Annotated in this window: 11 protein-coding genes; 8 read left to right on the forward strand and 3 right to left on the reverse strand. The window is 66.9% G+C overall.

Features of this window, described 5'->3' with window-relative positions:
* Positions 1 to 63 precede the first annotated feature (63 nt).
* Complete coding sequence (locus tag ACSHZY_RS09550; protein ID WP_435168513.1) at positions 64 to 525, forward strand: type II toxin-antitoxin system RatA family toxin; 462 nt, start codon at positions 64 to 66, stop codon at positions 523 to 525.
* Here the strand turns inward: ACSHZY_RS09550 and ACSHZY_RS09555 are convergent.
* From ACSHZY_RS09555 to ACSHZY_RS09565, 3 genes are read right to left on the reverse strand one after another with little or no spacing between them, the layout of a single operon-like run.
* The gene (locus ACSHZY_RS09555) at positions 504 to 971 is read right to left on the reverse strand and encodes a CinA family protein (RefSeq protein ID WP_435168515.1); all 468 of its coding nucleotides are present in this window, start codon (positions 969 to 971) and stop codon (positions 504 to 506) included. The genes ACSHZY_RS09550 and ACSHZY_RS09555 overlap by 22 nt on opposite strands.
* On the reverse strand, positions 968 to 1447 hold the full coding sequence (locus ACSHZY_RS09560; RefSeq protein ID WP_435168517.1) for a phosphatidylglycerophosphatase A family protein: 480 nt from the start codon (positions 1445 to 1447) through the stop codon (positions 968 to 970). The genes ACSHZY_RS09555 and ACSHZY_RS09560 overlap by 4 nt, the downstream gene beginning before the upstream one ends.
* The gene (locus ACSHZY_RS09565) at positions 1444 to 2559 is read right to left on the reverse strand and encodes a bifunctional 2-C-methyl-D-erythritol 4-phosphate cytidylyltransferase/2-C-methyl-D-erythritol 2,4-cyclodiphosphate synthase (RefSeq protein ID WP_435168519.1); all 1116 of its coding nucleotides are present in this window, start codon (positions 2557 to 2559) and stop codon (positions 1444 to 1446) included. The genes ACSHZY_RS09560 and ACSHZY_RS09565 overlap by 4 nt, the downstream gene beginning before the upstream one ends.
* A gap of 174 nt (positions 2560 to 2733) precedes the next feature.
* Between ACSHZY_RS09565 and dusB the strand changes: the two genes are divergently transcribed.
* Genes dusB through ACSHZY_RS09600 form a run of 7 tightly spaced genes read left to right on the forward strand, consistent with a single transcriptional unit; the run spans position 2734 to position 12714 of the window.
* Entirely contained in the window at positions 2734 to 3720 is a 987-nt protein-coding gene (gene dusB, locus ACSHZY_RS09570) for a tRNA dihydrouridine synthase DusB (RefSeq protein ID WP_435168520.1), read from the forward strand.
* Positions 3717 to 4826, forward strand: a complete 1110-nt coding sequence (locus tag ACSHZY_RS09575; RefSeq protein WP_435168522.1) for a two-component system sensor histidine kinase NtrB — start codon at positions 3717 to 3719, stop codon at positions 4824 to 4826. The genes dusB and ACSHZY_RS09575 overlap by 4 nt, the downstream gene beginning before the upstream one ends.
* 3 nt (positions 4827 to 4829) lie before the next feature.
* Positions 4830 to 6194 (forward strand): response regulator, encoded by a 1365-nt coding sequence (locus ACSHZY_RS09580; RefSeq protein ID WP_435168524.1) that lies wholly within the window; start codon positions 4830 to 4832, stop codon positions 6192 to 6194.
* A gap of 40 nt (positions 6195 to 6234) precedes the next feature.
* On the forward strand, positions 6235 to 8457 hold the full coding sequence (locus ACSHZY_RS09585) for an ATP-binding protein (RefSeq protein ID WP_435168526.1): 2223 nt from the start codon (positions 6235 to 6237) through the stop codon (positions 8455 to 8457).
* Entirely contained in the window at positions 8454 to 9836 is a 1383-nt protein-coding gene (locus tag ACSHZY_RS09590) for a sigma-54-dependent transcriptional regulator (protein ID WP_435168529.1), read from the forward strand. Before ACSHZY_RS09585 ends, ACSHZY_RS09590 begins: the two co-directional genes overlap by 4 nt.
* Positions 9833 to 11209, forward strand: a complete 1377-nt coding sequence (gene trkA, locus ACSHZY_RS09595; RefSeq protein ID WP_435168531.1) for a Trk system potassium transporter TrkA — start codon at positions 9833 to 9835, stop codon at positions 11207 to 11209. Before ACSHZY_RS09590 ends, trkA begins: the two co-directional genes overlap by 4 nt.
* The gene (locus tag ACSHZY_RS09600) at positions 11209 to 12714 is read left to right on the forward strand and encodes a potassium transporter TrkG (protein ID WP_435168533.1); all 1506 of its coding nucleotides are present in this window, start codon (positions 11209 to 11211) and stop codon (positions 12712 to 12714) included. The genes trkA and ACSHZY_RS09600 overlap by 1 nt, the downstream gene beginning before the upstream one ends.
* Positions 12715 to 12816: the final 102 nt, after the last annotated feature.

The following is a 12816-nucleotide window of genomic DNA, read 5'->3' on the forward strand; positions in this document are numbered from 1 at the left end:
GCTATCCCCTTGCACTTGGGGCACCGAGTAGCGAAAACCTGCGGGAAAGTCACGGAGGATGCCATGCCGACCCATCAGGAAACGCGGCGCCTGCCGTACACGGCGACGCAGATGTTCGATCTTGTGGCCGATGTCGGCGCCTATCCGCAGTTCCTTCCTTGGAACTCCGCCGCGCGCATCCGGTCCCGTACCCCGATCGAGAGTGGGGGGGAGGTGATGGAGGCCGACCTCGTCATCTCGTTCAAGGTGTTCCGGGAACGGTTCGGCAGCCGCGTGACGCTGTGGCCGGAACAGAAGAAGATCGACACAGAATACCTAGACGGGCCGTTCAAGTACCTGAAATCCACCTGGTCCCTCCGCGATCTGCCCGAGGGCGGGTGCGAGGTGCATTTCTTCGTCGACTTTGAATTCAAGAACGCGATCCTGCAAGGGATCATCGGCATGGTCTTCAACGAGGCGATGCAGCGGATCGTACGTGCCTTCGAAAAGCGCGCGGCGCAGCTTTACGGGCCGACCGCCGCCTGAAGCAGCGTCAGCGCATGGGCCACGGTGGCCCGGCGCACGCCGTCGCGGCCAAGGGGTCCGAAATCCACCGTTTCCGTATAGGTGCCTGTGGGGGTGGCGAGGCCGAAGCAGACGCGTCCCTCGGGCTTGTGTTCGGACCCGCCCGGACCCGCGATGCCCGTCACGCTGATGGCCAGCGTCGCGCCCGAACGTTCCCGAGCGCCTTCGGCCATCTGCCGCGCCACGGGTTCCGACACGGCGCCATGGGCGTCCAGCGCGTCTTGCCTGACGCCCAGCATCTCTCGCTTGGCCGCGTTGGAATAGGTGACGAAGCCGCGTTCGTACACCTTCGACGATCCGGCGTTGTCCGTCAGCGCGGCCGAGATCAGGCCGCCGGTGCAGCTTTCCGCCGTGGCGACGGTGATGCCGGCGGCCAGCGCGCGTTGCTGGAAGGACAGCCAGCTCACATCAGCACCCCGTGGGCGATGCCGGCGGCGATCACGGTGGCGATGCCGGCGAACAGGCCCGCCCACAGGTCATCGGTCATCACGCCCGTCACGCCGCCGCTGCGATCGGCGCGACCCACCAGCCAGGGCTTCCAGATGTCGAACAGGCGGAAGAACAGGAAGGCCGCCACCCAGCCGGGGTAGGCGATCGCTTCGTCCCGCCACCAGAAGGCGGCGGCGGGAAACAGAAGGGCAAGCCATTGGCCCGCCACCTCGTCAATGACGAACTCGGACGGATCCTCATGCGCGCCCGTCAACTCGCGCGACAGGGCCCAGAAGCCCAGCGCGGTGACGGCCAGCGTCGCCAGCACCAGAACCGGAAAGCCGAGAAAGCGGTCGATCAGCAGGCCAAGGACGATGGCCCCCGCCGATCCCCATGTGCCCGGGCCGGGGCGCAGCAGCCCGAGGCCGAAGCCAAGGCAGATCAGCCGCGTCATGCCGACACCAGCACCACGGTGGCGAGGGAGGCGATGCCTTCCTCCCGCCCCGTGAAGCCCAGCTTTTCGGACGTGGTGGCTTTGACCGAAACGAGGCCCACGTCCACGCCCATGATGGCGGCCAGCGCCGCGCGCATGGCCTGCGCCACAGGGCCGATCTTCGGGTATTCACACACCAGCGTCACGTCGCAGTTCGACAGGCGGTAGCCGCGGGCGCGGACCCGCTCCATCGCGTGGCGCAGGAAGATGTGGCTTTCCGCGCCCTTCCACTTCATGTCGGACGGCGGGAAGTGCTGGCCGATGTCGCCCTCGGCCAGCGCGCCATAGATCGCGTCGGTCAGGGCGTGCATGCCCACATCGGCGTCGGAATGGCCCTGAAGCCCGCGCCCGTGCGGCACCTTCACGCCGCACAGCCAGACGTGATCCCCGTCCCCGAAGCGGTGCACGTCATAGCCGTTGCCCATCCGGATATCCATGTCGCGCCCTTTCAGCATACCTTCGGCCCGCGCGAAATCGGCGGGCCATGTCACCTTGATGTTGGTTTCGTCGCCGTCCACGATGGCCACGTCAAGACCTGCCGCCCGCGCCACCTCCACATCATCGGCGGCACCACCGGGATGGGCCAGGTGGGCGGCAAGGATCGCGTCGTAGCGGAAGCCCTGCGGCGTCTGCGCGCGCCAGAGGTTGCTGCGGTCGGCGGTGCCGGTCACATGGGCCTCCCCCCTCCACAACGCGTCGGTGACGGGCAGGGCGGGGGCGGCGCCTTCGGCCGTGTCCAGCGCCGCCACCACGCGGTCGATCACGGCGCGCGGCACCAGCGGGCGGGCGCCGTCATGGATCAGCACGCGCGTCACGCCCTGACCTTCCAAGGCGCGCAGGGCGTTCAGAACGGATTCGGCGCGGGTGGCGCCGCCTTCCACCATTTCCACGCCCAAGGGCTCCGCCCAAGGGCGGTCATCGGGGTGGATCACCAGCAGGCGGCGCAGGCCGGCAAAAGCGTCCAGCGTGTGGGACAGGATGGGGCGGCCGTTCAGGGGGCGCCATTGCTTGGGCACCCCGCCGCCCGCGCGGCTGCCGCGTCCGGCGGCGACGATGATGGCAACTGTGGTCATTTCCATGCTATGACACGCCGGACCCGCCGGGTGAAGTACAGTGTTTGCGTGTCAAACGGGCTTTCTGCACAATAAACAGGCGTATGCTTCTGTCGGGTCGCCAAAATCATTTCGAAAATTTGTAATATGTCAGCACGTGGCGTAATCGGAAGCTGACGCTCAAGGATTAGGCATTTGTCCATTCAGATCGACTCCGTGACACTCGACCCTCCGGTGCTTCTGGCCCCGCTGGCCGGGATCACGGACTTGCCCTTCCGCCAGCTTGTGGCGCGCTTCGGCGCCGGTCTTGTCGTGTCCGAGATGGTGGCGAGCCAGGAGGTCGTGCAGGCCAAGCCCGCCGCCCGCGCCAAGGCGGAACTGGGGTTCGGCGATCACGCCACCTCGGTCCAGCTGGCGGGGCGGGACGCCTACTGGATGGCCGAGGCCGCGCGCTATGCCGAAGGGCAGGGCGCGCGCATCATCGACATCAACATGGGCTGCCCGGCGAAACGGGTGGTGGCGGCGGGCGGCAACGGGGCCTGCGGGTCGGCGCTGATGCGCGAGCCGGACCTGGCCCTGCGCCTGATCGAGGCGGTGGCGGGCGCCGTCGGCATTCCCGTGACGCTGAAGATGCGGCTGGGCTGGGATCATGACAGCCTGAACGCGCCGCAGATCGCGAAGGCGGCGGAAGGCGCGGGCATCCGCATGGTGACGATCCACGGCCGCACGCGCTGCCAGTTCTACAAGGGGCAGGCCGACTGGGCCGCCATCCGCGCCGTGAAGGACGCGGTGCGCATTCCCGTCATCGCCAATGGCGACATCGTGGACAGCGCCACCGCCGCGACGGCGCGGCAGATGTCGGGCGCGGACGGCGTGATGATCGGGCGGGGCGCGCAGGGGCGGCCGTGGTTGCTGGCGCAGGTGGCGGCGGCGCTGCACGGCCGCCCGGCGCCCGTGGTGCCGCAAGGGCCGGCGCTGGCGGACATGGTGGTGGAGCATTACGAAAGCATGTTGTCCTTCTATGGCATCGATCTGGGCGTGAAGGTCGCCCGCAAGCATCTGGGCTGGTATCTGGAGGCCGCGAACGTCCCGAAGGGCGACGTCCTGACCCGCGACCTGCCGGCGGACGTGATCCGCGGCCTGCGCGACGCCCTGACCGCCCCGCAAGGACAGGCGGCATGACGCCCGGATCGTTCATTCCCGCCCAACTGCCCAGCGGCACGATCTGGGCCAGCCTGCCGGTGCCCGCGCTGCTGCTGGACGCGAAGAACGACATCGTCGCCATCAATCCGGTGGCGGAAAGCTTCCTCAACGCCTCGGAAAAGAACCTGCTGAACGAACCGGCGCTGGACCGCCTGTCGATCGACGCCCCTATGGACGAGGCGCTGGCCCGCGTGCGGCGCAATCAGGCGGCGATGTTCATCAACGACGTGGATGTGACGACGGGCGAAAAGGCCCCCGTGCAGTGCAACATCCAGATCGCGCCCTTGGCGGATCGTCCCGACCTTGTCATGTTGCTGATCTCTCCGCGTGACATCGCGGACCGCCTGGGGCGCGTGGCGGCGGTGCGGTCGGCCGCCCGGTCGGCCATCGGCATGGCCGAGATGCTGGCGCATGAGATCAAGAACCCGCTGGCCGGCATCGCGGGCGCGGCGCAGCTGATCGCCATGAACCTGTCGGCCGAGGATCGCGAGTTCGCGGACCTGATCGTCGAGGAAACGCACCGCATCGTGAAGCTGCTGGAACAGGTGGAGCAGTTCGGCAACGTCCGCCCGCCGGACCGCCGCGCCGTGAACATCCATGACGCGCTGGACCGCGCCCGCCGGTCGGCCATGGTGGGCTTCGCCGCGCAGATGGTGATCGAGGAGGATTACGACCCCTCGCTTCCCGCAACCTTTGCCGATCCCGACCAGCTGATGCAGGTGTTCCTGAATCTGATCAAGAACGCGGCCGAGGCGTCGGGCAGCCGGGGCGGCACCATCCGCCTGCGGACGTTCTACGACCTTGCGCTGCGCTTGCGGCGGACGGACGGCAAGGGTTCGCTTCCCTTGCAGGTGGAAGTCATCGACGACGGCCCCGGCGTCAAGCCCGAGATCGCCGCCTCCATCTTCGACCCCTTCGTGTCGGGGCGCGAAAACGGGACGGGGCTGGGGCTGGCGCTGGTGTCGAAGATCATTTCGGACCATGGGGGCATCATCTCCGTGGATTCCATGCCGGGGCGGACGGTCTTCCGCGTGTCGCTGCCCATGGCGCCCCGCGAGGCGCCCACGAACAAGTTGGAGGTCTGAGAGATGGACGGAACGATCCTCGTTGCGGATGACGACCGCACGATCCGCACGGTGCTGACGCAGGCGCTGACGCGCGCGGGCTGCAAGGTGCATGCGACCTCCTCGCTTCTGACGCTGATGCGGTGGGTGGAGGAAGGGAAGGGCGATCTCGTCATTTCGGACGTGATGATGCCCGACGGGAACGGGCTGGAAGCGCTGCCCCGCATCGCCCAGCTTCGCCCGGGGCTTCCGGTCATCGTCATCTCGGCGCAGAACACGATCATGACGGCCATTCAGGCCGCCGAGGCGGAGGCCTTCGACTATCTGCCCAAGCCCTTCGACCTGCCGGACCTGATGAAGCGGTCGGCGCGGGCGCTGGAATCGAAGCGCCGCGTTCCGAACCGTCCCGCGCCGGCGCGCGAAGGGTCCGACGATCTGCCGCTGGTTGGCCGCACGCCGGCGATGCAGGCGCTGTACCGGCTGGTGGCGCGGGTGATGAACACGGATCTGCCCGTGCTGATCACCGGCGAGTCTGGCACCGGCAAGTCCCTGATCGCCCGCGCGATCCACGATTTTTCCGATCGGCGGGCGCAGCCCTTCATCATGGCGCAGGCGTCGGACCTGCAAGGAGCGGATGGCCCCGCCACGCTGATGGCGCGGGCCAAGGGCGGCAGCCTCGTCTTCGACGAGGTGGCCGATTACAGCGACGAGGCGCAGGGCCGCATCGTGCGCCTTCTGGACCAGATGGGCGAACAGGCGCCGCGCATCATGTCCACCTCGCAATCCGATCTTCAGGTGCGGATGGAACAGGGGGCGTTCCGGCAGGACCTGTTCTATCGTCTGGGGGGCGTGACGCTGCACGTGCCCGCGCTGCGCGAACGGGTGGACGACATCCCGCTGCTGGCCGAACATTTCCTGGCCCGGGGCGAACGGGACATGGGCTCCACCCGTCGTCTGTCGCCCGAGGCGCGGGAGCTGGTGCGCGCCTATGGCTGGCCCGGCAACGTCCGGCAGCTGGAAAACACGCTGCGCCGCCTGATCGTCACCTCGGCCGAGGCGGAGATCACGAAGGCCGAGGTGGAAGCCGTCCTTGGCAACCAGCCGGTGATGGAGCCCTTGAAGGGTGGTGGCGAGGGCGAGAAGCTCTCGGCCTCGGTCGCGCGGCATCTGAAGCGGTATTTCGACCTGCATGGCGGCGCGCTGCCGCCCCCGGGCGTGTATCAGCGCATCCTTCGCGAGGTGGAGGGCCCGCTGATCGAAATCGCGCTGGACGCCACCGCCGGCAACCAGGCGAAATGCGCCGATCTGCTGGGGATCAATCGCAATACCCTGCGCAAGAAGATCACCGACCTCGATATCCGCGTGACACGGCGGCGCAAGCTGATGTAAATCGGCAACAGAAGAAGCAGCGGGGGACCACCCTCGCCGAATGAGGCAGGTCCCTTCCGTGCGATCCGCGGCACGACATACAACGTTCTCGCGCCTGCTGCGCTTGCGCCGGCAGCGCCGCGTGAAGACGGCGGCCACGTTCACGCTTGTGGCGCTGGGCCCGGTGCTGACGGCGGTGACGCTGGTTTTCCTGGGACCCATGGACCTGTCCAGCAGTTCGCCGATGCTGCGTCTGCTGCTGCTGACGGACCTGATCTATGTGCTGGCGGTGGCCACTTTGGTCATCGCGCGGGTGGCGCAGATTGTGGCAGATCGCCGCAGCAAGTCGGCCGGATCGCGCCTGCACCTGCGTTTGTCGGGGGTGTTCGCGCTGGTCGCGCTGATCCCGACGATCCTCGTGGCCGTCTTCGCCGTGGTCACGCTGAACATCGGGTTGGAAGGCTGGTTTTCGGACCGGGTGCAGCGGGTGGTAGGCAACTCCCTCGCCGCCGCGCAGGCCTATGAGGCCGAACACCGCGAGGATCTGATCGCCGACGCGCAGGCATTGGCCCGTTATCTGGACGCGGCCAAGCGCAGCAGCGTCTTCCTTCAGGACGACCAGTTGCGCCCGATCCTGAGCCAGGGGCAGGAGCTGGTGCAGCGCGGGCTGCGTGAGGCGTATCTGATCGACGGCGGCGGCGACCTGCGCACCCGCGGCGACCGCAGCTACCTGTTCGATTTCGACCACCCCACACGCGAGCAGATCGAGCAGGCGCGCACCGTCGGCTATTTCCTGATCCAGGACTGGGCGCATGACGAATTCCGCGCGCTGGTGCATCTGGACGCGTTCCCGGACCGTTACCTGTACGTTACGCGGGAAGTGGACGGCCAGATCCTGAGCCTTCTGGACGACACGCGCGAGACCGTGCGGCTGTATCACCAGCTGGAGGCGGATCGCGGGCGAATGCTGTTCGAGTTCGCGCTTCTGTATCTGGGCTTCGCGGTCATCCTGATCCTGGCCGCCGTGTGGTTGGGCCTGTGGTTCGCCGAACGTCTGGCCGGACCTGTGGGGCGGCTGGCCGGCGCGGCGCAGCGCGTGGGCGCGGGCGATCTGGACGTGCAGGTGACCGAGGAGGATGGCGATGACGAGATCGCGATGCTGGGTCGCCTTTTCAACCAGATGACCCGCCAACTGAAGCACCAGCGCGACGACCTGCACCACAGCCATGCCGTGGTGGAACGGCGGAGGCGCTTGTTCGATTCCGTGCTGTATTCCATCACCGCCGGGGTGATCGGTTTGGACGCGGGCGGGCGAGTGGACTTCATCAACCGGGCGGGCCGGCGTCTTCTGGACATGGAAACGACCGATCTGCCGCTGGAGGTGGCCGTGCCGGAATTCGCGACCCTGTTCCACCGCCTGCGCGAGATGGGTGGCACGGTGCAGGAGGAGATCCGCCTGAACCGCAAGGGCAAGCTGGAAAGCCTGCTGGTGCGGATGTCGGTTCGGGAAACGCCCGAAGGACTGGAAGGCTATGTTGTGGCCTTCGACGACGTGACCGACCTTGTCAGCGCGCAGCGGCTGGCGGCCTGGGGCGACGTGGCCCGCCGCATCGCGCATGAGATCAAGAACCCCCTGACGCCCATCCAGCTGTCGGCCGAACGGATCAAGCGCAAGTTCCGCCCGCTGGTCGGCGACATGGCCGGCGATCTGGAGCAGTATACCGACGTGATCGTGCGCCAGACGAACGACCTGCGGCGTATCATCGACGAATTCTCGCGTTTCGCGCGGATGCCGGAACCGGACCGCCGCGAACGCGACCTTGTGAAGATCGTAAGGGACGCGACGGTGTTGCAGGCGGGGCTTCATGTGCAGGCGGACCTGCCGGAGGAGCCGATGGTGGTGGATGTCGATGAAACCATGATCTCTCAGGTGTTGACGAACCTGTTGAAGAACGCCGGGGAAGCCATTGAAGAAGCAGGAGTTCTGGACGGGATAGTGAAGCTGTCCCTGCGGGCGGAGGCCGAAGCGGCGGTGATCCGCATCGCCGACAACGGCTGCGGCCTTCCACCGGATCGATCCCGCCTGTTCGAGCCCTATGTCACGACCAGAGAGAAGGGCACGGGGCTGGGATTGGCGATCGTCAAGAAAATCGTGGAAGAACATGGGGGAACGCTGTCCTTGACCGACGCGCCCGTGTTCGAGGGACAGACGCGTGCGGGTGCGCTGGCCGAAATACGACTGCCGCGCAACCTGCGCCGCCGCAAGAACGGAGAGGGTAAATGAGCAGCATCCTGATCGTGGACGATGAACGCGACATCCGCGAACTGATCGGCGACATCCTGCGGGACGAAGGCTTCGCGGTGCGGCTGGCCGGGAATTCCGATGACTGCATGGCCGAGATCAACGCCGAGCCGCCGTCGCTGATGATCCTGGACATCTGGCTGAAGGACAGCCGGATGGACGGAATCGACATCCTGAAGACGGTGAAGCGCAACAATCCGGACGTGCCGGTCGTCATCATATCGGGGCATGGCAACATCGAGATCGCGGTCGCGGCGATCAAGCAGGGCGCCTACGACTTCATCGAAAAGCCGTTCAACATCGACCAGCTGATGGTGGTGGTGACCCGGGCGATGGAAACCTCGCGGCTGCGGCGCGAAAACAGCGAGTTGCGCCGCAAGGACGTCACCTCGTCCGAGATGCTGGGCAATTCGACGGCCTTCCGCACGTTGCGCCAGAACCTGGACAAGGTGACGAAGTCCAACGCCCGCGTGATGCTGGCCGGTCCGGCGGGTTCGGGCAAGGAGATGGCGGCGCGGTATATCCACTCCAACTCCGCCCGGGCCGAGGCAGCCTTTGTCACCGTATCCTCGGCCGGGATCGAGCCGGAGCGGATGGAGGAGGTGCTGTTCGGTCGCGAAACGGAGCGTGGGCTGGAAAAGGGCCTTCTGGAACAGGCGCATGGCGGCATCGTTTATCTGGACGAAGTGGCGGACATGCCGCTGGGCACCCAGTCGAAGCTGCTGCGTGTGCTGGTGGAACAGCAGTTCACCCGCGTAGGTGGCGTGGAAAAGGTGAGAGTGGATCTGCGGGTGATCTCCTCCACCTCGCGCGATCTGCGGGCCGAGATTGCGGCGGGCCGGTTTCGGCAGGAGTTGTACGATCGGCTGAACGTGGTGCCAATCCATGTGCCGCCGCTGTCCGAACGCCGGGATGACATCCCCGATCTGGCGCGGCATTTCATCGACCTGCTGCACCGGGCGCAGGGCCTGCCCTTGCGCCGCCTGTCGCCCGACGCCGAGGCGACATTGCAGACGATGCCCTGGCCCGGAAACGTGCGGCAGTTGCGCAACGTGATCGAACGCGTGCTGATCCTGGGCGAAAGCCCCGGCCCGATCGAGCCTGCGGAGCTTCCGGGCCGCGACGGCGCGCCCGCGGCCAGCGAGGGGTTGACCATCGGCGGCCTCGTGGCCACCATGGCCCTGCGCGAGGCGCGTGAGCTGTTCGAGCGGGAATACCTGCTGGCCCAGATCAACCGTTTCGGCGGCAACATCAGCCGCACCGCCAGCTTTGTCGGGATGGAGCGCTCGGCGCTGCACCGCAAGCTGAAGTCGCTGGGCGTGGTCAAGGCCAATGGCGGCACCCACGAGGATGACGCATGAAGATCATCATCTGCGGCATCGGGCAGGTCGGCTGGCAGATCGCGCGGCAGTTGTCGGGCGAACGCAACGACGTGACGGTCGTGGACATGACGGCCGACCTTGTGCGGCGGGCGACGGAAACGCTGGATGTGCAGGGCGTGATCGGTTTTGCCAGCTACCCCGACGTGCTGGAACGGGCGGGGGCCAAGGACGCGGACATGATCGTGGCCGCCACCCGCTCGGACGAGGTGAACATGGTCATCTGCCAGGTGGCCCATTCGATCTTCGAGGTGCCGCGCAAGGTGGCGCGATTGCGGGCGCAAAGCTATCTCGACGCGATCTATGCCGATCTGTACCGGACCGGCCACATGCCCATCGACGTCGTCATCTCCCCCGAAAAGGAGGTGGCGGAGGCGGCGCTGCAACGTCTGGCCGCGCCCCACGCCTTTGACACCGAAAGTTTCATGGACGGGCGGGCGCAGCTTCTGGGGCTGGCGCTGGACGAAAACTGCCCGGTGCTGAACACCCCCCTGCGGCAGTTGAGCGAGCTGTTCTCCACCCTGCGGGCGACGGTGGTGGGCGTGCGCCGCGACGGCAAGCTGTTCGTGCCGGACGCCGACGCGCAATTGCTGCTGGACGATTCCGTTTATCTGTTCACCCATTCCGACGACGTGTCCCGCATGATGGAGATTTTCGGCAAGGCCCGCCACGCGCAGGAACGGGTCGTCATCATCGGCGGCGGGGCCGTGGGCCTGACGGTCGCGAAGGCGTTGGAGCGGCAGACCGGCCGCATCCGCGCCAAGCTGATCGAGCGTGACCGCGGCCGGGCCGAGGCCGCGGCCGACGCGCTGGACCGGACGATCGTGCTGAACGGTGATGGGATGGACGGTGCCCTGCTGGAGGAGGCCGACATCCGCAACGCGGACGCGGTCCTCGCGTTGACGGATGACGACAAGACGAACCTTCTGGCCGCCGTCCGCGCGAAGGAGGCGGGGTGCCCCCTGTCCATCGCGCTGGTGAACGACGCGTCGCTGGTGGCGCTGATGGGGCCCCTGGGGATCGACGCGCATATCAACCCGCGCGCCACCACCGTGTCGTCGATCCTGCGCTATATCCGGCACGGGCGCGTGCGGCAGATCTATGCCATCGGCGATTCCGAGGCGGAGATGATCGAGGCGCAGGTGCTGTCCACCTCTTCGCTTTCGGGGCGCCTGATCCGCGACATCGAGTTTCCGCGCAACGTGCTGGTCGGCGGCGTCCTCAAGGGTGACCGGATGATGAAGCCCGTGCCCGACCTGCGGGTGGAGGAGGGCGACATCATCGCCATCTTCGCGACGACCGCCGACGTGCCGGAGGTCGAGCGGTTGCTGCAAGTGTCGATCGACTTCTTCTGATGCCCCGCCTGCGCAGCCTTCCCCTTCTGATCTGGATGGGTGCGATCGGCGCGCTGGCCATGTATGTGCCCGCCGCCCATGCGCTGGTGCGGGGGGAGATGCCGATCTCGCGCGCATTCTTTTATGCCGGCACGCTGTTTCTGGTGGTTCTGGCCATGCTGGCCATCGCGACCGCGCAGCGGCGGCCGAACGACGTGGCGCGGGCGCATCTGGCGGCCATCGTCACCGCCTATCTGGTCATGCCGGTGATGTTCGCGGTGCCCTTCCGCTGGTCGGTGCCGGACACCAGCTTCCTGAACGCCTGGTTCGAGATGCTGTCCTCGTTCACGACAACGGGGGCGACGCTGTACGAGATGCCCGGTCGCCTGTCCGAGACCCTGCACCTGTGGCGGGCGATCGTGGGCTGGCTGGGCGGGTTCTTCGTGCTGCTGACGGCCGTGGCGATCATGGGGCCGATGAACCTGGGCGGGACCGAGGTGATTTCGGGCCGTCCGCCCGGCCGCCCGAACCTCGGCGCGTGGATCGAAGTGGCGGATGCGGATGAACGCATCGTCCATCACGCCCAAACTATCTTTCCCGTCTATGCCGGACTGACCCTGGTCCTGTGGGTTCTTCTTCTGGTGTCGGGGGAGCCGGGGATCTATGCCTTGTCCTATGCGATGGGGACACTGTCCACCTCGGGCATCGCGCCCGGACCGGGATTCGCGCATCAGCCCAACCTGCATCTGGGCGAGCTGTTCGTGTTCGTGTTCTTCGCCGTGGCGATCAGCCGGCGCTTCGTGCCGGGGATGGCGCTGATGGACCGGTCCTATCGCCTGCGGGACAATCCCGAGATCCAGTTCGCGGCGCTTCTGATGCTGACGGCGCCGACGGCGCTGATCCTGCGCCACTGGCTGGGCAATGTGGATTACACGGGTGGGCTGGTGGATTTCGCGCAGGCCTTGTGGGGCAGCCTTTTCACCACGCTCAGCTTCATGACGACGACGGGGTACGTGTCCGGCGGGTGGGACGTGACGCGCGGCTGGTCGGGGCTGGACAGTTCAGGGTTGATCCTGCTGGGGCTGGCGACCGTGGGGGGCGGCGTGGGCACTGCGGCGGGGGGCGTGACCCTGCTGCGCGTTTATGCCCTGTACCGCCATGCGCAGCGGGAAATGCAGCGGATCGTGCATCCGTCCTCCATCGGCGGGGGCGGGGCGGTGGCCCGGCGCATCCGCAATGATGGGGCCTATGTGGCGTGGATCTTCATCATGCTGTTTGGCCTGACGGCGGCCGTGGCCATGCTGGCGCTGGCCTTGACCGGAATGGCGTTCGAACCCGCGCTGATCCTGTCCATGTCGGCGCTGAGCACGACGGGGCCGCTCGCTTCCGTCGCGGGGGAGGTGCCGATTTCCTGGGCCGCGCAGGGCAGCGCCGCCAAGATCATCCTTGGGGTGGCGATGATCCTGGGGCGTGTTGAAACCCTTGCCGTGCTGGCCTTGCTCACCCCCGCCACCTGGCGGCGTTAACCTTTTTTGGGTCTGGAATATCATCAGGTTCCGCATCATATTATGAGTTGCTTCCGGACCAGGGCCGGAGGGAAGAGGGCAAAAACAATAATGATAAGGCAA

This window comes from Falsirhodobacter sp. 1013, from assembly GCF_051195255.1.
GTDB lineage: Bacteria > Pseudomonadota > Alphaproteobacteria > Rhodobacterales > Rhodobacteraceae > Falsirhodobacter.